Here is a 19590-nt window from a genome sequence, read left to right as displayed (position 1 = left end):
GGCCGGAAGCGGACTTGCGGCTTCGAGGCTTGGAATGTCAGAAGCGGACATTCAGGGCCGGCTGGGGCATCGTCGTGACCTGACCCCTAGTGGTCATTCCGGAGGCGAGATTGAAGGTCCGAATCGGATTGAGAAAACGGACGTTCGGCTATGCTATCAGCGCCGACCGTCGCGCCACCCCCATTGGCGAGACGCCCGTGAGCCTCTTGAAACCCCGACTGAAGGCCGCCTCCGCCGGCCTACAGTGGAACGAATTAAACAAATGTTGACAAACGTAAGCCTACGGTGAAGGTCGCCTTAGGACGAACATTGCAAGTCCGGGGAATAATCCTGGGAGGAGTCCTATGACGTACTGGCCCCATTTGCGGCGGAATGGGTGTCCACTACACGATTAAGCCTTGGTGGGGGGCAACCGCGAAAATGTTGCGAGAACGAGGACCTCATCAATGGCTGCGATTGCTCTTCCTGGCGATTGGACCGGACAGTACAAAGGATCGGAGCTGAACCTCTCCAGTTTCAACCTCTCCTTTTCCGACGAGTTCAATACGATGGATGTCGTGCCGAACAACGGCACCGGCAAGTGGTTCGCGCCTGTGCATGCCCCCTATGGGGCCGCCACGTTCATGTCGCCGGAGGGAGCAACGAACCCGTTCTCCGTCTCTGGCGGGCAGCTGACCATTACCATGAAGCAGGTGGACGGCGGCTGGCAGTCGGGAACGATGCAAACGGTCAACAGCGCCGGCCAGGGTTTCGCGCAAGAGTACGGGTACTTCGAGATGCGTGCCGCCTTTCACGGCGGGGCGGGAGCCTGGCCGGCTTTCTGGATGCTGTCGCCCGATCAGACTGTGCCACGCGTCGAGGTCGACATCGTTGAAGCGTATGGCGGCGATCCCGATGGTCATCACCAGGCGGTGCACTTGAGCAATAAGGAAAGCCACGCTTCGAAAGGCAACTATACGGGCCTCGCCGGTTCGATGTTTGACGGGGCGTTTCACACCTACGGCGCGAGGATCACGACGGACTGGATCACCGTGTACTATGACGGCAAGGAGCTGAGCCGCTTTCCAATGAGCGAGTCCTTCCGCACGCCACTTTATATGCTGGTCTCGCTGGCCATGAATCCCAAAGAGGTCGAGCAGGCGTCCGGCACGTACAAGATGGTCGTCGATTACGTGCGCGCCTATGCCGCGCCGGATGTGATGGAGCAGCACCTGACCGGGACGGATGCGGCGGATATCCTGAACGGCGGCAGCTTTGATGACGTTCTGGACGGGGGAGCTGGTGCTGACAAAATGTCCGGCGGTTTCGGCAACGATACCTACCGCGTCGACAACGCATTCGACGTAGTCATTGAGGCTGCCGGCGCCGGCATCGATCTGGTCATCACCTCGATGACGTATTCGCTGTCCGGCCAGCAAATAGAGCAGCTCACGCTCACCGGCGTTGCCGACATCGACGCGATGGGTAACGAACTCGACAACACGCTGGTCGGCAACGCCGGCAGGAACCTGCTCTCCGGCTTGTCCGGCGACGACGCCCTGCGGGGCGGCGCCGGAGCCGATCGGCTCGACGGCGGAGCCGGAATCGACAAGATGGAGGGCGGCGCAGGCAACGATACCTACTATGTTGACAATGCGCTCGACCGCGTGATCGAGGGCGACGCGGCGGGCAACGACCGGGTATTCAGCTCGATCACCTATTCACTGCCCAGCCATGTCGAAAATCTGACTCTCATGGGCGTCGCCAACATTAACGCCCAAGGCAATTCTTCCGACAACGAGCTGACCGGGAACAATGGGAACAACCGGTTATATAGCTATGATGGCGCGGACCGGCTCGATGGCGGGAGCGGGGCCGACCTGTTGAATGGCGGTGCCGGCAACGATACCTATTATGTGGACAATGTACTGGACAACGTCATCGACGAAGCGGGCCTCGACCAGATTTTCAGCTCGGTCACGTACTCACTGGCGGTCGATCGCCGGGAGGTAGAAAATCTGCGTCTGACCGGCAACGCCAACGTCAGAGCCACGGGAAATTCCCTCGACAACGTGCTCGACGGCAACGACAGCGACAATAACCTGGACGGCGGCCGAGGCAATGATTCCGTGCTTGGGCGGGGTGGCAACGATGCACTAGTCGGCGGCCTGGGTATTGACCAGCTTACTGGTGGCGCCGGTAACGATTCCTTCATTTTCAGCGCGGCGCTCTCGGTGGCCAACCGCGACATCATGACGGATTTCAACCATTCGGCCGACTCAGTCAGGCTCCAAAATGCGTATATGGAGGCACTTGGAGCCACCACCGGAGCCCTCGACCCAGACTACTTCTTCGCTGGAACCAGCGCCCACGACGCCGACGACCACATCATCTATAACAAGGTTACGGGTGAGTTGTTTTACGATTCCAACGGAATTGCAGCAGGTGGCGTGACACAGCTCGCGACGCTGACGAACAGGCCGACGCTGCTCGCCGACGATTTTTTCGTGATCTGATCCGGCGCCTACAGCGGTGCGCGTGAAAACGAGATCACGCGCACCGCTATAGCTTCTTGTTTGCGCATCGCTTTGTTCGAAAAGCCGGTGACCACTTTTTCGAGCGATGCTCTAGTCTACTGCGGCATAAACTGTGTTGGATGTCTTTGGCAGCAGGGACATCGTGTGATGTTATCCTACAACGTCGCTCCGACCGATCCAGTGCCCGTTCGTGACAGCTAGCAAGAACAGCGCCCATAAGCTCCGGCAAGGCCGCTGGTGGCTTGTCCCGTGGTGGAAGGAGATGCCGAACGCCTGGATTTCAGGCGTTCGGCATCTCCTTCCAGCGCTCCAGCCGCTCTTCGATCAGCTCCGCGCGCTGGCGATCGTCGTTTCCGTCCAGGATGGCCAAATCCGCCGGATCGGCGCGCAGGTAGACACCGGACGTCCGCGCGTTCACGCCCTCGGGGGTACTTGTGGAGAGCAGCCACCGAGAGAACTGCACTTGCGTGCGCGTTCAGCGTTAGGCTGTCGCGACCTGAAATGACCTGCCGAGGTGGAAGGAGCTCCGCTAGTTGGCGAAGGCTCACTAGGGCTAGTCCCGATTTGAACCGCTGAGGACCTTTGCCAGCTACCCGCCGCACACGCAGCTTATGCCCGCACCATTGAAGGTCCGGCTACAGCAGACAAAGCGGCCTAAGTTCCGTGTTGAGGGAGGTCCGCCTATGGCGCAACCGCGACCTCCAGTGCGGTCGCCGGTAATGTCCGCATTAAGGCAGTGGCACAGCTAACTTTAATGACCGATATGCGGCGCAAAGCTGCCGTTCGTGTCGTGGAAGACGTACGCCGGCTTCGGGTCTAACTCGGTCGTTCAGAGTGATTGGGTTTGACCCAAAGAGCCTCGGCCTCAGTTATTCGCGTTCAATACCGCCATAGGATCTGACCAGCTCGGCCATGTCTGGCGCGCTTGCACTCGGCGCCTCGGTCTCCAGCCCTTCGGCGACGCCGACGCGGTCGGCGACCGGCCGGTTCTGGCTGACCTTCCATTTGCCGCTGATGTCGGTAATCTCGATTTCCAGCCCGATGATGCCCTTGATCTGCGACTGGATGAAGCTCGCCGGAGCGTCGGTCACCGCCCAGGGTGCCTCGCGGCTGCCTTCCTGCGACGCGGTCAGCTCGGCGATCTGCTGCGCGATCCAGGCAGCGTCGTCGATCACCTTGACCGTGCCGCGTACCTGGACGATGGCATAGTTCCAGGTCGGCACGACCTTGCCGGTCTCGCGCTTGGTCTCGTACCAGGACGGCGTCACATAGGCGTCGGCGCCCTGAAAGACGACCAGCACCGGCGAAGCGGGGTTTTCGGCCAGCAGCCGCCACTGCGGGTTGGCCTTCGCCAGATGGGCGCGCAGCCTGCCCTTCGCGCCAATCTCGGCGTCGAGCAGGAACGGGATCGCGTTCGCGACCGGCCCCTCGGCGCCGTTGGAGATCAGCAGTCCCAGCGGATGCGCCCGTACCAGCCCGTGCAGGACGTCCTGCCGCGTCTCCTGGAAATGCGGAGGCTGGTACATGGCGATCGCTCCTTATCTCAGGCGCTTCGGCCGCGGGTCGGACAATTCGCCGGCGAGCCGCCGGTCGAGATAGTCGGCGCATTCCTGCAGCAAGAGGTCCGCGTCATTGGCGAAGAAGTGGTTGGCGCCGGGCAGCGTCTTCTGGGTGATGGTGATGCCCTTTTGTGTGTGCAGCTTGTCGACCAGCGCCTGCACGTCCTTGGGCGGCGCCACCTTGTCGGCATCGCCATGGATGATCAGGCCCGACGACGGGCAGGGCGCCAGGAACGAGAAATCATAGGTGTTGGGCTGCGGCGCGATCGAGATGAAGCCCTCGATCTCGGGACGGCGCATCAGAAGCTGCATGCCGATCCACGAGCCGAACGAATAGCCGGCGACCCAGCAGCTCTTGGAATCCGGATGCAGCGACTGCACCCAGTCGAGTGCTGCGGCGGCATCCGACAACTCGCCGGTGCCGTGGTCGAATTCGCCCTGGCTGCGGCCGATGCCGCGGAAATTGAAGCGAAGCGTGGTGAAATCGCGCTTCTGGAACATGTAGAAGAGGTCGTAAACGATCTTGTTGTTCATTGTGCCGCCGAATTGCGGATGTGGATGCAGCACAATGGCGATCGGCGCGCTCTTTTCCTTAGAAGGCTGGTAGCGACCCTCAAGGCGGCCGGCCGGACCGGTAAAAATGACCTCAGGCATAAAATACTCCACATGGCATAAGAATGCGCGGCGCCCGGAACACTCTTTCCTCTGGCCTTGACGCAGGGCGAGCGTCTTCTTAGAAGCTAGTTTAGAATTGTTCAAAACTGGGTGGCCAAAACCTGCCGGCTAGGCCGCCCGCGCCGCAAGCCGGGTAAATAGGACGGCTTGCCTTGCGATTTCAAGGAAATAACGCGCTATCCTCGCCGAATGGCTTTTGACGGGACCAATTGAAGGAAAATGGCCGCAACTCGCGCCTATCTCGACTACAATGCCAGCGCGCCACTCAATGCAGAGGCGCGTTCGGCGATGATTGTCGCACTCGACGTCGCCGCCAATCCGTCGTCGGTCCATGCCGAGGGTCGCGCCGCCCGCCGGCTGATCGAGGATGCGCGGCGCGATGTCGCTCGGCTGGTCAACGCCAAGCCGGAGCATGTCGTGTTCACCTCCGGCGCGACGGAAGCCGCCTCGACGCTTCTTTCGCCCGACTGGCAGATGGGACGCGGCACTGTCCGCATGAGCCGGCTCTATGTTTGCGAAGCCGATCATCCCTGCTTGCTGAATGGCGGCCGCTTCCCGGTGGCGCAGTTGACGCGGATCGGTGTCGACGCCAACGGCATCGCCGATCTCGGCGCATTGGCGGCGGCCCTTGCCGCCCATGACAAGGCCGATGGCCTGCCGTTGGTGGCGATCCATGCCGCCAACAACGAGACCGGCGTCATCCAGCCCGTTGAGGCCATCGCCGGAATCGTCAAGGCGGCGGGCGGCATACTCGTCGTCGATGCGGTGCAGGCGGCTGGCCGTATTTCCCTGGATATGTCGGCGCCTTACGCCGATTATCTGATCCTGTCCTCGCACAAGATCGGCGGCCCCAAGGGTGTCGGCGCCATGGTCGCCGCGTCCGATCTTATGATGCCGAAGCCTCTGGTCAATGGCGGCGGCCAGGAAAAGGGCCACCGCGGCGGCACCGAGAACCTTGCAGCCATCGCCGGGTTTGGCGCCGCGGCACGGCAGGCGCTGGCCGGGCTGAACGACGTCGATGTGCTCGCGCGCCGCCGCGATGAGGTCGAAACGATCATCAAAACGCTGGTGAATGACGCGGAAATCTTCGGAACCGGCGCGCCAAGGCTTGCCAACACGACATTCTTCGCTATTCCCGGCATCAAGGCCGAGACGGCGCAGATCGCATTCGATCTGGCCGGCGTCGCGCTGTCGGCGGGATCGGCCTGTTCGTCGGGCAAGGTCGGTCCGAGCCATGTGCTGAAGGCCATGGGCTACGGCGATGGTCTTGGTGCCTTGCGCCTGTCCATCGGCCACGCGACGAGTGCCGAGGACATCGAACTGTTCCGGACCGCGCTGGCAGGCATTGCCGCGCGCCGGACGGGCAGGGAAAGAGCCGCCTGAGGGTGGCAAGACGAATTCGGGCCTTGCGGCCTGGTAGAGCCGTGCGTTTCAAAGTGGCCGGGTGAATTCCCGGTCGGGACGCACTATATGGAGCTTACGCCGCCTCGGCTGCCTGCGGGCCCGTCGCGATGCCATAGTTTGAAAACTGTCGGGCCTTGACCCCGGCGTGGATGGAGAACGCTTATGCCTGCTGTGCAGGACACGATCGATCGGGTCCGAAAGATCGACGTCGACCAGTATAAATACGGATTCCAGACAGAGATCGCGATGGACAAGGCCCCCAAGGGCCTGAGCGAAGACATTATTCGCTTCATCTCGGCCAAGAAGGACGAGCCGTCCTGGATGCTGGAATGGCGTCTTGAAGCCTATCGCCGCTGGCTGACGCTGGACGAGCCGACCTGGGCGCGCGTCCACTATCCGAAGATCGACTTCCAGGACATCTACTATTACGCAGCGCCGAAGAGCACGCCCGGACCGACATCGCTGAGCGACGTCGATCCCGAACTCTTGAAGGTCTATGAAAAGCTCGGCATTCCGCTCAGGGAGCAGGAAATCCTCGCCGGCGTGCAGAAGACCGACGTGTCGGAATTCGAGGAGGCCAGCGACAATGTCTACAAGTCGGGCCGCGTTGCCGTCGACGCGGTGTTCGATTCCGTCTCCGTCGTCACCACCTTCAAGAAGGAGCTGGCGCAGGCCGGCGTCATCTTCTGCTCGATCTCGGAAGCCATCCGCGAGCACCCGGAGCTGGTGAAGAAGTATCTCGGCTCGGTCGTGCCGACCACCGACAACTACTATGCCACGCTGAACTCGGCCGTCTTCACCGACGGTTCCTTCGTCTTCGTGCCCAAGGGCGTGCACTGCCCGATGGAGCTGTCGACCTATTTCCGCATGAACGAGAAGAACACCGGCCAGTTCGAGCGCACGCTGATCATCGCCGAGGAGGGGGCTTACGTCTCCTATCTCGAAGGCTGCACGGCGCCGCAGCGCGACGAGAACCAGCTGCATGCCGCGGTCGTCGAACTGGTGGCGCTCGACGACGCCGAGATCAAATATTCGACGGTGCAGAACTGGTACCCCGGCGACGCCGAGGGCAAGGGCGGCATCTACAATTTCGTCACCAAGCGCGGCGACTGCCGTGGCCACCGCTCGAAGATTTCGTGGACGCAGGTCGAGACCGGCTCCGCCATCACCTGGAAGTACCCGAGCTGTATCCTGCGCGGCGACGATTCCAGCGGTGAGTTCTATTCGATTGCCGTGTCGAACGGCTACCAGCAGGTCGACAGCGGCACCAAGATGATCCATCTCGGCAAGAACACGTCGAGCCGCATCATTTCCAAGGGCATCGCCGCCGGCTTCTCGCAGAACACCTATCGCGGCCAGGTCTCGGCGCACCGCAAGGCGACCAACGCGCGCAACTTCACCAATTGCGACTCCTTGCTGATCGGCGACCAGTGCGGGGCGCACACCGTGCCCTACATGGAAGCCAAGAACTCGACGGCGCAGTTCGAGCATGAAGCGACGACGTCGAAGATTTCCGAGGACCAGAAATTCTACGTCATGCAGCGCGGCATCCCCGAGGAGGAGGCGATCGCACTGATCGTCAACGGCTTCGTCAAGGACGTCATCCAGCAGCTGCCGATGGAATTCGCGGTCGAGGCGCAGAAGCTGATCGGAATCAGCCTCGAAGGAAGCGTGGGGTGACAAAGGCGCCCAAACGCGAATCCGCAGAAAAGCATGTCTATCTGCGGGATCGAATGGACAGCTGGGAATCGAGGCTGCAACTGGCGTTGTGTTTGGGCGCCGCGGGTGTTGCGTTGCTTGTCGCGGTCTATTCGCCGGACGGCTTTTGGCAGGGGCTTTTGGAAGCCTTGAAGCAGTTGATAAATCGGATTTAGCCGGGCAGACGGCTACGGATAGGACGAATGGAAATGCTTGAAATCAGAAACCTCCATGCCCGCATCGTCGACGACGGCACCGAGATCATCCGCGGGCTGGACCTGACGGTGAAAGCCGGCGAGGTCGCCGCCATCATGGGCCCGAACGGTTCGGGCAAGTCGACGCTGTCCTATATCCTCGCCGGTCGCGAGGACTATGAGGTCACCGAAGGCGACATCCTCTACAACGGCCAGTCGATCCTCGAAATGGATCCGGCCGAGCGCGCCACGGCCGGCATCTTCCTGGCCTTCCAATATCCGATGGAGATACCGGGCGTCGCGACCATGGAATTCCTGAAAGTGGCGATGAACGAGCAGCGCAAGGCGCGTGGCGAGGAGCCGCTGAAGATCCCGGAATTTTTGAAGCGCGTGAAGGACGCCGCCGGCTCGCTCAGCATGGACATGGCGATGCTGAAGCGGCCGCTCAATGTCGGCTTTTCCGGCGGCGAGAAGAAGCGCGCCGAGATCCTGCAGATGAAGCTCCTGGAGCCGAAGCTTTGCGTGCTCGACGAGACCGATTCCGGCCTCGACATCGACGCGCTGAAGATCGTCTCGGACGGCGTCAACGCGCTGCGTTCGCCGGAGCGTGCCATTGTCGTCATCACCCACTACCAGCGCCTGCTCGAGCACATCGTGCCGGACAGCGTGCACGTCCTCTACAAGGGCCAGGTCATCAAGTCGGGCGACAAGTCGCTGGCGCTCGATCTCGAAGCCAATGGCTATGCCGGTGTGATCGGCGAAGCCGCATGAGATGCCAGGGGCGGAACTGATGAACATGCACGCACAACCGCAGCGCACCCCGGCCGAAACGGCGTTGATCGACGCCTTCGGCGAGCGGCTGTCGCTGCTGCCTGGCGACGGCGCGGTAATGCTGAAGCGCGACGACGCCATCGAGGCGATCAAGCACGGCCTGCCGACCCGGCGCATCGAATCCTGGCACTACACGGACCTGCGCCGACTGCTGACTTCGGTGCCGGAGTTCGATCCCGCAGCCGCCACCAAGGCCATTGCGCCAATCGTCGAAGGCTCTGCCATCCTGCCGGTCTTAAACGGCGTGTCGGGCACGAAGACACCGGCGATCGAGGGCGTCGCCGTGCAGCGCCTGTCGGAAAAGCTGACCGACGGCAGCATCGCGCTGGGGCTCGATCCCTATGGCAGCGACGACGCCATCGGCGCGCTGAACACCGCCTTTGTTGCCGACGGCTATTTCGTCGACATCGCCGACGGCACCCAGCTTGAAAAGCCGATCGAACTGCAGAGCCTACAGGCCGGCGGCCAGACCCATGTGCGCCTGGCGGTCCGGCTCGGCGCTGGTGCCAAGGCAAGCATCGTCGAGCGCCAGACTGGCGATGGCGCGGCATTGGTCAGTTCCGTCAGCCAGCTCGTTCTGGGCGAGGGCGCCGATGTGACATGGCTGATCGTGCAGGAGCAGCCGGACACGGCTACGCATCTTGCCCAGTTCAAGGCGCATCTCGGCAAGAATTCGAAGCTGACGGTGTTCTTCATGAATGCCGGCGGCAAGCTCGTGCGCCAGGAGATCGTGGTCAGGACGACGGGCGAAGGCGCCGACTTCACGCTGCGCGGCATCAACCTTTTGGCTGGCGACACGCATACGGACGTGACCATGGTTCTCGACCACGCCGTGCCGCACACGACTTCGACGGAAGTGATCCGCAACGTGGTGACCGGCAAGGCGCGCGGCGTGTTCCAGGGCCGCATCAACGTCCATCAGTATGCGCAGAAGACCAACGCCAAGATGGCCTGCAACACGCTGCTTCTGTCCGATGATGGCGAGTTCTCGACCAAGCCGGAGCTGGAAATCTTCGCCGACGACGTCGTCTGCGGCCATGGCGCCACCGTCACCGAGATCGACCACGACCATCTGTTCTATTTGATGGCGCGCGGCATCGATGAGAAGTCGGCCCGGGGCCTGTTGGTCAAGGCCTTCGTCGCCGAGGTGATCGAGGAACTGGACGACGAGGCAATCGTCGAGGCGCTGGAAGCACGGCTCGACGATTGGTTTTTGACGCACGGGTGAGCGCCTGACCTTCTTCCCTTGTGGGAGAAGGTGGATCGGCGCGTAGCGCCGAGACGGATGAGGGGTGTTGGAAGGAACGCGGCCTAGGACGGCAAGGACTTCGAAATGGACCAGAAAGTCGAAAGCATCCCCTACGACGTCGAGGCGATCCGCCGCGATTTCCCGATCCTGTCGCGGGAAGTCTACGGCAAGCCGCTGGTCTATCTCGACAACGGCGCCTCGGCACAGAAGCCGCAGGCGGTTCTCGACGCCATCCAGCATGCCTACAGCCAGGAATACGCCAACGTCCACCGCGGCCTGCATTTCCTGTCCAATGCCGCGACCGACGCCTATGAGAAGGCTCGCGAGACGGTGCGCCGTTTCCTCAACGCGCCGAGCACCGACAACATCGTCTTCACCTCCAACACCACTTCGGCGATCAACACGGTTGCTTACGGTTATGGCATGCCCAAGATCGGCGAGGGCGACGAAATCGTGCTGTCGATCATGGAGCACCATTCCAACATCGTGCCCTGGCATTTCATCCGCGAGCGACAGGGCGCCAAGCTGGTCTGGGTGCCGGTCGACGATCTCGGCGTCTTCCACATCGAGGAATTCGAAAAGCGGTTGACGTCTCGCACGAAGCTCGTCGCCATCACCCAGATGTCGAACGCGCTGGGCACGGTGACGCCGATCAAGGAGATCGTGCGCATCGCGCACGCCCGGGGAATCCCGGTGCTGGTCGACGGCAGCCAGAGCGCCGTGCATATGCCGATCGACGTCCAGGATCTCGACTGCGATTTCTTCGTCTTCACCGGACACAAGGTCTACGGGCCCTCGGGCATCGGCGTGCTCTATGGCAAGAAGGATATTCTCGAGCGCATGCGCCCCTTCATGGGCGGCGGCGAGATGATCGAGGAGGTGACGGAAGACGTCGTCACCTACAACGAGCCGCCGCACCGCTTCGAGGCCGGCACACCGCCGATCGTGCAGGCGATCGGCCTGGGTGCCGCGCTCGACTATATGGACAAGATCGGCCGCGAGCGCATCGCAGCGCACGAGGCCGATTTGAAGGACTATGCGCATGAGCGGCTGCGCGCCATAAACTCGCTGCGCATCTTCGGCGACGCGCCCGGCAAGGGCGCCATCATCTCGTTCGAATTGCAGGGTATCCATGCGCATGACGTGTCGATGGTGATCGACCGCCAAGGTGTTGCTGTCCGTGCCGGCACCCATTGCGCCCAGCCACTGTTGAAACGCTTCGGCGTAACCTCCACATGCAGGGCATCGTTCGGCATGTATAATACCAGGGCCGAAGTCGACGCTTTGGGCGATGCGCTTGAAAAAGCGCGCAAGTTCTTCGGGTGATGATCATGGAAGACGCTAGCCACACCACCGAGACCGTACCGGAAGCAGCCATTAACCCGCTGGTTTCCGCCTCGGCCATTCCCGCCGATGAACTGGCGCGGCTGACCGACGACATCGTCTCGGCGCTGAAGACGGTCTACGACCCGGAAATCCCGGCCGACATCTACGAACTCGGCCTGATCTACAAGATCGACATCGAGGACGACCGTTCGGTCAAGATCGACATGACACTGACCGCGCCTGGCTGCCCGGTGGCCGGCGAAATGCCCGGCTGGGTGGAGAATGCCGTCGGCGCCGTCGAGGGCGTTTCCGGCGTCGAGGTCAACATGACCTTCGACCCGCCCTGGTCGCCCGACCGCATGTCGGAAGAGGCGCAGGTCGCGGTCGGCTGGTATTAGCATCGGCCGGACAATGGGTTGGCGCACTTGCGCCTGGCATAAAACTTCACCATTTTAGGTGAAGAATCATTCGGCAGGCCTTGAACCTGCATGGAATGGAGAGAGAAAGAATGGGACGCTTCGCCGTCATCACGATGACCGAAAAGGCCGCCGACCGGGTGCGCGAGATTGTTGCCACCCGCGAAAACGCGCATGGCATTCGCCTCGGCATCAAGAAGGGCGGCTGCGCCGGCATGGAATACACGGTCGACCTGGTGACCGAGCCGAACACCAAGGACGACCATATCGAGCGCGACGGCGCCCATGTCTATGTCGCGCCGGAGGCGGCGCTGTTCCTGTTCGGCACCGAGATGGATTTCGAGCAGACGACGCTGCGCACCGGCTTCACCTTCCGCAACCCGAACCAGAGCTCGGCCTGCGGCTGCGGTGAATCGGTCGAACTGAAGCCGGCTGACCTGAAGGCCTTGGCCGAAGCCCGCGCCTCGGCCTGAGACCTCTTCCTTCGCCCCGTTTACGGGGAGAAGGTGGCCCGATAGGGCCGGATGAGGGGCAGCGCTACCCTCTCCAAGTTCGCGCCGCCCCTCATCTGCCTGCCGGCATCTTCTCCCCGTAAACGGGGCGAAGAACGCTAATCGACCCACATCCCAGTCCGCTTGTGCCAGTCGGCGATCGATTCCTCGGGATAGACGTCGAACACCTTGTCCTTCTTGCCGATCTCGGGCTCGATCCAGCTCGCCTTGTATTTCAGCATCAGATGCACCTTTTCAGGCGGCTTGGGCAGTTCGCTGTCGATCGCCGAGGCGAAGGGATGCACAAGCTCCGGCCAGGTCGGGTCGTAGAGCCACAGCGCCGAACCGCACTTTTTGCAGAAATTGCGTTCGCCCGTCGAGACCTCGCATTGCGAATGTTCGTCATCTTCGATCTCGGCCCGGTAGACGCCGAGATTGCGCTTGCCGGTGATCTTCAGCGTCTCGGAATCGGCGCCGAGATTGATGGCGAAGCCGCCACCGCCCTGCTGCTTGCGGCAGATCGAGCAGTAGCACAGCATGAACGGTACCGGCGTGTGGCTCTCCACCTCGAAGCGGACGGCATCGCAGCGGCAGGAGCCTTTGAGCAGAAGCGGCATGTTGGAACTCCGACGTGTTTGTCCCTCAACCTTGTCAGCATGGTTTTGGTTGCGGCGATGACAGGGCCGGTGACATGATCGCCGCATGGAGAACGAACGCATAGAAGAACTTTTTGAAAGCCTGGGCCCGATCAGCATCCGAAAGCTATTCGGCGGCAAGGGCATCTATTGCGACGGCGTCATCGTCGCCATCGTGGTGCGTGGCGAATTGATGCTGAAGGCGGACGCGGAAAGCGCCCCCGACTTCGAGGCCGCCGGCTGCCGGCAATGGACCTATACCGGCTCGCGGCACGGCAAGCAGGTTTCGATGCCCTACTGGAGCGTCCCCGACAGCGCCTTCGACGATCCAGACGAGATGGCGGTCTGGGCGCGCCGGGCCTACGAGGCGGGACGACGGGCGGGGAAGTAGGGTCTAAAGCGCCTTCGCGATCCCCGCCGCCAGCCTTGCATTGTTCTCGACCAGCGCGATGTTGGTCTTCAGGCTCCTGCCGCCGGTCAGTTCGAGGATTTTCCCCAGCAGGAACGGCGTCACCGCCTTGCCGGTCACGTTCTGCACTTCCGCGGCCTTCTGCGCGGCCTCGATGTAGCCGGCCATCTCGTCGGCCGGGATTTCCTGGTCTTCCGGCACCGGATTGGCGATCAATATGCCGCCGCTCAATCCCAGCGCCTGCCGCGTCCGGTAAAAATGCGCGATGTCCTCCGGCGCATGCAAGGTGAGCGGCGCCCGGAACGGCGAATGTCTGGACCAGAAGGCGGGCATCGTCTCGCAGCCATGGCCGATGACCGGCACGCCGCGCGTCTCCAGAACCTCCAGCGTCTTTTCGATGTCGAGGATCGCTTTGGCGCCGGCCGAGACGACGATGACCGGCGTGCGTGCCAGCTCGTCGAGATCGGCGGAGATGTCGAAGCTCTTTTCCGCGCCCTTGTGGACGCCGCCGATGCCGCCGGTGGCGAACACCTTTATCCCGGCCATATGAGCGGCGATCATGGTGGCGGCGACCGTGGTGCCGCCGGTGCGCGCTTGCGCCACCGCAAAGCCGAGATCGGCGCGCGACAGCTTCATGGCGTCACCCGTCATGGCCAGCGATTCGCGCTCGCCGTCTGACAACCCGATCTTGATGCGGCCGGAAACCACGGCGATCGTCGCCGGCACCGCGCCATTGTCCAGGATTATCTTCTCGACATTGGCCGCCATGGCGCCATTGTCGGGATAGGGCATGCCATGGGTGATGATGGTGCTTTCCAGCGCCACCACCGGACGACCCGCGGCCAGCGCCTCAGCCACCGGCTTGTGGATGTCGATGAAGGGGCGGGCGGTTTCCGGCGTCATTTCCGTCTCCGATCTAGCAAGCTGAACTGGCCGACCTCATGCCACTTCCCGCGGCTGCGGCACAAGGGCCAGCGCCTCGGCAAAGCTCGCCGCCGTGAAGCCCGGCACGGCGTCGCTGCTCTCGATGGCAAGCATCGCGGCGGCGACACCTTCCCGAAGCGCGGCGCGCAGCGACAATCCGCGCAGCAGGGCGGCAATCGTCGCGCCCGCCAGCGCATCGCCGGCGCCGGTGACGTCGGCGATTTGTCGGGGGGCAGGGGGCACGACGGCGAAAAGCCCGTCTCCGTCGAAGCCCAGCACCGGCGCGCCGCCCGCCGTCACCACGCCGCTTTTCAGACCAGCGCGCCGCAACCCGTCGACCAGGCCTTGCTCGGAGGCATCGGCGTCTACCACGGCCAGCGCGACAGCCTCGCGCCGGTTCATGAACAGCAGGGCCAGGCTGCTGAGCACCGGCATCAGCCGCACCACCTTGGCTGGCGAGATGGCAATGGCGAACACCGGCCTGACGCCGGCCAGCGCCACCAGCCGCTCGAGTGCCGCGGTCGGCAGATTGGCGTCGCACAGGATCGCGTCGGCGGCGGCGACCACTTCACGCACCTTGGCGCGGCGGATCTGCTTGGCGAAGGCAAGATCGTACAGCGCCATGTCGGCAAAGCCGACGATCAGCTCGCCGTCACGGTCGATCAGCGCCGTATAGCTCGGCGTGGTGCGGTCGAGGAACACCGCCGACAGGTCGGTGATCCCAGAGGCGGCGATGGCACGCGACACCGTCTCGCCCGAAGCGTCGCCGCCGCGCAGCGAAAGCAGCGATGCCGAAACGCCGCGCCGCACCAGGCTGCGCAGCGCATTGAAGACGCCACCGCCGACATCCTCGCGCATCGTGCCGGGGTTAGACGCGGCCGGCACGTAAGGGCCTGCTACCTGGCCGCGCCGATCGATATGGGCGCCGCCCACGGCCAGTATCTTTGAGGATTTCATCATGCGGGCGATATGACCTTTGTTATTCCAGCCGCACAAGCGCTAGGCTGTGCGGCTGAGCTTCGCAGGCAAGGCAGCGATTCGGCGGATCAAAACAATCGGACCGCCTGATCGGATGCGGGATGGTTCATGGAACGAAGGGATGAGACAAAAAAAGAACAAATCCGGATATCGATTGTTTTTCAGATGGTTGATACCCCTTGCCAAACGAGAACAAAAAAGGTACAAATAGGGCAGGGATTACGGATTGTCCGGCCTTCATTGACGACCAAGGGGTGATGTATCATGGCTCAGAATACTTTGCGGCTTGTAGAGGATAAGGCAGTGGACAAATCAAAGGCCCTGGATGCGGCGCTGTCGCAGATCGAGCGCGCTTTCGGCAAGGGCTCGATCATGCGCCTTGGTGCCAATGAGCAGGTCGTCGAGATCGAAACGGTGCCGACGGGATCGCTTGGCCTCGACATCGCGCTTGGCGTTGGTGGCCTGCCGCGCGGCCGCATCGTCGAGATCTACGGGCCGGAAAGCTCCGGCAAGACGACGCTGGCGCTGCACACAGTGGCCGAAGCCCAGAAGAAGGGCGGCATCTGCGCCTTCGTCGATGCCGAGCATGCGCTCGACCCGGTCTATGCCCGCAAGCTCGGCGTCGATCTCGAAAACCTGCTGATCTCGCAGCCCGACACCGGTGAGCAGGCGCTGGAAATCTGCGACACGCTGGTTCGTTCCGGCGCCATCGACGTGCTGGTCGTCGATTCGGTTGCGGCACTGACGCCGCGCGCCGAAATCGAGGGCGAGATGGGCGATTCGCTGCCCGGCCTGCAGGCCCGCCTGATGAGCCAGGCGCTGCGCAAGCTGACCGCTTCGATTTCGCGCTCCAACACCATGGTCATCTTCATCAACCAGATACGCATGAAGATCGGCGTCATGTTCGGCTCGCCCGAAACCACGACCGGCGGCAACGCGCTGAAATTCTACGCCTCGGTCCGTCTCGACATCCGCCGCATCGGCTCGGTCAAGGACCGTGACGAGGTCGTCGGCAACCAGACCCGCGTCAAGGTGGTCAAGAACAAGCTGGCGCCGCCCTTCAAGGTGGTCGAGTTCGACATCATGTATGGCGAGGGCGTGTCCAAGACCGGCGAACTGGTCGACCTCGGCGTCAAGGCCGGCGTGGTCGAGAAGTCCGGTGCCTGGTTCTCCTACAATTCGCAGCGCCTCGGCCAGGGCCGCGAGAACGCAAAGCTGTTCCTGCGCGACAATCCCGACACGGCGCGTGAGATTGAACTGGCGCTCAGGCAGAATGCCGGGCTGATCGCCGAGAAATTCCTCGAAAATGGCGGCCCTGAGCGCGGCGAAGACGACGGCTTCGAGGAGGAATCCGGCGCCATGTAAGGCAGCGGCCAGAGTTCGGCCATAAATTTAGTCTATTATCCGATGCTTAAGTAACCGAGTTCTACAGTATCGCGTTCCAAACCGCCGGCCTCGAGCCGGCGGTTTTTGTTTTTGGGCGGCATGGATTGGCCCAATTCCCTGTTTCTAGACAGGGTGGAGCGTGCCCGCTAAAAGGCCAGTGCATCTTCTGAAAAGCAGAGACCAGTTTCCGCCGGGTTGCCGGCGGTTTTCGCGAAAAAGGCAGCACTCATGAGTGGCGTGAACGAGATCCGGTCGACATTTCTCGACTATTTCCGCAAGGAGGGCCACGAGGTCGTGGCTTCGAGCCCGCTGGTGCCGCGCAACGACCCGACATTGATGTTCACCAATGCCGGCATGGTGCAGTTCAAGAACGTCTTCACCGGCCTGGAGAAGCGGCCCTATTCGCGTGCCACGACCGCGCAGAAGAGCGTGCGCGCCGGCGGCAAGCACAACGATCTCGACAATGTCGGCTACACGGCGCGGCACCTGACCTTCTTCGAGATGCTCGGCAATTTCTCCTTCGGCGACTATTTCAAGGAGCGCGCCATCGAGCTTGCCTGGAACCTGATCACCAAAGAGTTCGGGCTGAACAAGGACAAGCTGCTGGTCACCGTCTATCACACCGACGACGAAGCCGCCGGCTACTGGAAAAAGATCGCCGGCTTCTCGGACGATCGCATCATCCGCATCCCGACCTCCGACAATTTCTGGGCGATGGGCGACACCGGACCGTGCGGTCCGTGCTCGGAGATCTTCATCGACCGTGGCGAGCACATCTGGGGCGGTCCTCCCGGCACCCCGGAGGAGGATGGCGACCGCTTCCTCGAATTCTGGAACCTGGTGTTCATGCAGTATGAACAGGTGACCAAGGACGAGCGCATCGATCTGCCGCGACCGTCGATCGACACCGGCATGGGTCTGGAGCGCATGGCCTCCATCCTGCAAGGTGTGGAAAGCGTTTTTGAAACCGACCTGTTCCGTCATCTGATCGATGCAGCGTCGTCCGCGCTCGGCCGCGGCCCGGATGCCGACACTGTCGGCTCGTACCGCGTCATCGCCGACCATCTGCGGTCCTCCTGCTTCCTGGTGGCCGACGGGGTGCTGCCGTCCAATGAAGGCCGCGGCTATGTGCTGCGTCGCATCATGCGCCGCGCCATGCGCCATGCGCAGCTGCTCGGCGCGAACGAACCGCTGATGTGGAAGCTGGTGCCGGCGCTGGTCCGTGAGATGGCCCAGGCCTATCCGGAGCTCGGGCGCGGCGAAGCGCTCATCACCGAAACGCTGAAGCTGGAAGAGACCCGCTTTCGCAAGACGCTGGCACGCGGCCTCGGCCTGCTTTCGGACGCTACGGAAACGCTCGGCTCAGGCGATATGCTGGATGGTGAGACGGCCTTCAAGCTCTACGATACCTACGGCTTCCCGCTCGACCTGACGCAGGACGCGTTGCGCCAGCGCAGCATTTCGGTCGATCTTGCCGGCTTCACCGATGCGATGGAGCGGCAGAAGGCCGAGGCGCGCAAGAGCTGGGCCGGTTCCGGCGACGCTGCTACCGAGACCGTCTGGTTTGCGGTGCGTGAGAAGACCGGCGCCACCGAGTTCCTTGGCTACGAGACCGAGCAGGCGGAAGGCCTCATCCTGGCGCTGGTCAGCGACGGTAAGACCGTCGACAGCGCGAACAAGGGTGACGCGGTTGCCGTGGTCGTCAACCAGACGCCGTTCTACGGTGAGTCCGGCGGCCAGATGGGCGACACCGGCGTCATATCAGGCGAAGGGTTCTCGATCGAGATATCAGACACGCAGAAGAAGGCCGACGGGCTTTTCGTGCATCTCGGCAAGGTGGCCAGCGGCACGGTCAAGACCGGCGCTGCCGTCGAGCTGAAGGTCGATCATGCGCGCCGCACCAGGCTGCGCGCCAACCACTCCGCGACGCATCTGATCCATGAGGCGCTGCGCGAGGTGCTGGGTACGCATGTCGCGCAGAAGGGCTCGCTGGTCGCGCCCGAGCGCCTGCGCTTCGACATCTCGCACAACAAGCCCATTTCGCCCGAGGATCTCGAAGAGGTCGAGCGCATGGCAAACGAGATCGTCGTGCAGAACAGCCCGGTGACCACGCGCCTGATGTCGGTCGACGACGCCATTGCCGAGGGCGCCATGGCGCTGTTCGGCGAGAAATACGGCGATGAGGTGCGCGTCGTGTCGATGGGCACCGGCCTGCATGGCGCCAAGACCAACCGGCCCTATTCGGTCGAGCTCTGCGGCGGCACGCATGTCAGGGCGACCGGCGACATCGGCCTGGTGCGCGTCGTTTCGGACAGCGCGGTGGCTGCCGGCGTGCGCCGCATCGAGGCGCTGACCGGAGAGGCCGCCAGGAAACATCTCGACGAGCAGGACAGGCGGCTGAAGACGGTTGCCGCGACGCTGAAGATCTCGCCGGCCGACGTGCCGGCGCGCGTCGAGGCGCTGCTCGACGAGCGCAAGAAGCTCGAGAAGGAACTGACCGAAGCGCGCAAGAAACTGGCGCTGGGCGGTGGTGCCGCTGCCGGTGCGCCGGCCGAGAACGAGACCGTTGCCGGCGTCGGCTTCCTCGGCAAGGCCGTCTCCGGCGTGGCGCCGAAGGATCTGAAGCCGCTGGCCGATGCCGGCAAGTCGTCGCTCGGTTCCGGCGTCGTCGTCTTCGTCGGCGCCGGTGAGGACAACAAGGCCAGCGTCGTGGTCGCCGTGACCGACGATTTGCTCAGCCGCTTCAGCGCCGTCGACCTGGTGCGCGTCGCGTCCGCCGCGTTGGGCGGGCAGGGCGGCGGCGGTCGCCCGGACATGGCCCAGGCCGGCGGCCCCGATGCCTCGAAGGCCGGCGATGCGATTGCAGCGGTAAGGGCGGCGCTCGAGGCCGCCTGAAAGC

At 62.9% G+C, this 19590-nt stretch carries 18 protein-coding genes; 12 read left to right on the top strand and 6 right to left on the bottom strand.

The features are described 5' to 3' along the window. Positions 1-446: 446 nt before the first annotated feature. The gene (locus AC04SI_RS13745; protein WP_404284004.1) at positions 447-2495 is read left to right on the top strand and encodes a family 16 glycosylhydrolase; all 2049 of its coding nucleotides are present in this window, start codon (positions 447-449) and stop codon (positions 2493-2495) included. Between the two features lie 301 nt (positions 2496-2796). On the opposite strand, the gene AC04SI_RS13740 is transcribed toward AC04SI_RS13745, so the two are convergent. From AC04SI_RS13740 to AC04SI_RS13730, 3 genes are all read right to left on the bottom strand, one after another. After that, positions 2797-2934: a hypothetical protein gene (locus AC04SI_RS13740; protein ID WP_488474319.1), complete on the bottom strand. Its 138-nt coding sequence runs from the start codon at positions 2932-2934 to the stop codon at positions 2797-2799. Between the two features lie 451 nt (positions 2935-3385). Continuing rightward, positions 3386-4042, bottom strand: coding sequence for an FMN-binding negative transcriptional regulator (locus AC04SI_RS13735; protein WP_404284008.1), 657 nt, complete (start codon positions 4040-4042; stop codon positions 3386-3388). A 12-nt stretch (positions 4043-4054) separates the two neighbouring features. Continuing rightward, positions 4055-4729 carry an alpha/beta hydrolase gene (locus AC04SI_RS13730; protein WP_006205994.1) on the bottom strand — a complete coding sequence of 225 codons (675 nt, stop codon included), beginning with the start codon at positions 4727-4729 and terminating at the stop codon, positions 4055-4057. Between the two features lie 240 nt (positions 4730-4969). Here AC04SI_RS13730 and AC04SI_RS13725 point away from each other — a divergent pair, with 240 nt between their 5' ends. The 8 genes from AC04SI_RS13725 (at position 4970) to sufA (ending at position 12341) form a co-directional block, all read left to right on the top strand. Beyond that, positions 4970-6133, top strand: coding sequence for a cysteine desulfurase family protein (locus AC04SI_RS13725; protein ID WP_404284009.1), 1164 nt, complete (start codon positions 4970-4972; stop codon positions 6131-6133). Between the two features lie 183 nt (positions 6134-6316). Next, entirely contained in the window at positions 6317-7834 is a 1518-nt protein-coding gene (gene sufB, locus AC04SI_RS13720; RefSeq protein WP_404284011.1) for a Fe-S cluster assembly protein SufB, read from the top strand. After that, positions 7831-8028 carry a hypothetical protein gene (locus AC04SI_RS13715; RefSeq protein ID WP_404284012.1) on the top strand — a complete coding sequence of 66 codons (198 nt, stop codon included), beginning with the start codon at positions 7831-7833 and terminating at the stop codon, positions 8026-8028. The genes sufB and AC04SI_RS13715 overlap by 4 nt, the downstream gene beginning before the upstream one ends. 33 nt (positions 8029-8061) lie before the next feature. Next, entirely contained in the window at positions 8062-8817 is a 756-nt protein-coding gene (sufC, locus tag AC04SI_RS13710; protein WP_404284013.1) for a Fe-S cluster assembly ATPase SufC, read from the top strand. Between the two features lie 19 nt (positions 8818-8836). Beyond that, entirely contained in the window at positions 8837-10105 is a 1269-nt protein-coding gene (sufD, locus tag AC04SI_RS13705) for a Fe-S cluster assembly protein SufD (RefSeq protein WP_404284014.1), read from the top strand. A gap of 105 nt (positions 10106-10210) precedes the next feature. Continuing rightward, complete coding sequence (locus AC04SI_RS13700; RefSeq protein ID WP_404284015.1) at positions 10211-11452, top strand: cysteine desulfurase; 1242 nt, start codon at positions 10211-10213, stop codon at positions 11450-11452. Positions 11453-11457: 5 nt separating this feature from the next. Next, on the top strand, positions 11458-11850 hold the full coding sequence (locus AC04SI_RS13695; protein ID WP_404284016.1) for an SUF system Fe-S cluster assembly protein: 393 nt from the start codon (positions 11458-11460) through the stop codon (positions 11848-11850). A gap of 110 nt (positions 11851-11960) precedes the next feature. Then, complete coding sequence (gene sufA, locus AC04SI_RS13690; protein ID WP_006206001.1) at positions 11961-12341, top strand: Fe-S cluster assembly scaffold SufA; 381 nt, start codon at positions 11961-11963, stop codon at positions 12339-12341. A gap of 137 nt (positions 12342-12478) precedes the next feature. On the opposite strand, the gene AC04SI_RS13685 is transcribed toward sufA, so the two are convergent. Next, positions 12479-12976, bottom strand: a complete 498-nt coding sequence (locus AC04SI_RS13685; protein ID WP_404284018.1) for a GFA family protein — start codon at positions 12974-12976, stop codon at positions 12479-12481. An 85-nt stretch (positions 12977-13061) separates the two neighbouring features. Here AC04SI_RS13685 and AC04SI_RS13680 point away from each other — a divergent pair, with 85 nt between their 5' ends. Then, positions 13062-13385, top strand: a complete 324-nt coding sequence (locus AC04SI_RS13680; RefSeq protein WP_404284020.1) for a TfoX/Sxy family protein — start codon at positions 13062-13064, stop codon at positions 13383-13385. Positions 13386-13388: 3 nt separating this feature from the next. Here the strand turns inward: AC04SI_RS13680 and AC04SI_RS13675 are convergent, their stop codons facing one another. Together AC04SI_RS13675 and AC04SI_RS13670 are read right to left on the bottom strand one after the other, a co-directional pair. Beyond that, positions 13389-14306: a pseudouridine-5'-phosphate glycosidase gene (locus AC04SI_RS13675; RefSeq protein ID WP_404284021.1), complete on the bottom strand. Its 918-nt coding sequence runs from the start codon at positions 14304-14306 to the stop codon at positions 13389-13391. Positions 14307-14342: 36 nt separating this feature from the next. Beyond that, a complete protein-coding gene (locus AC04SI_RS13670; protein WP_404284022.1) occupies positions 14343-15287 on the bottom strand; it encodes a carbohydrate kinase family protein in 945 nt (314 codons plus the stop codon). A 282-nt stretch (positions 15288-15569) separates the two neighbouring features. Here AC04SI_RS13670 and recA point away from each other — a divergent pair, with 282 nt between their 5' ends. Further along, the gene (gene recA / locus AC04SI_RS13665) at positions 15570-16670 is read left to right on the top strand and encodes a recombinase RecA (RefSeq protein ID WP_040584057.1); all 1101 of its coding nucleotides are present in this window, start codon (positions 15570-15572) and stop codon (positions 16668-16670) included. A 249-nt stretch (positions 16671-16919) separates the two neighbouring features. After that, positions 16920-19586: an alanine--tRNA ligase gene (gene alaS, locus AC04SI_RS13660; protein ID WP_404284024.1), complete on the top strand. Its 2667-nt coding sequence runs from the start codon at positions 16920-16922 to the stop codon at positions 19584-19586. The last annotated feature ends 4 nt before the right edge of the window (positions 19587-19590 follow it).

The sequence above is a fragment of the Mesorhizobium sp. CNPSo 4689 genome, assembly GCF_057784325.1.
This window is presented reverse-complemented; position numbering and strand designations above follow the sequence as displayed.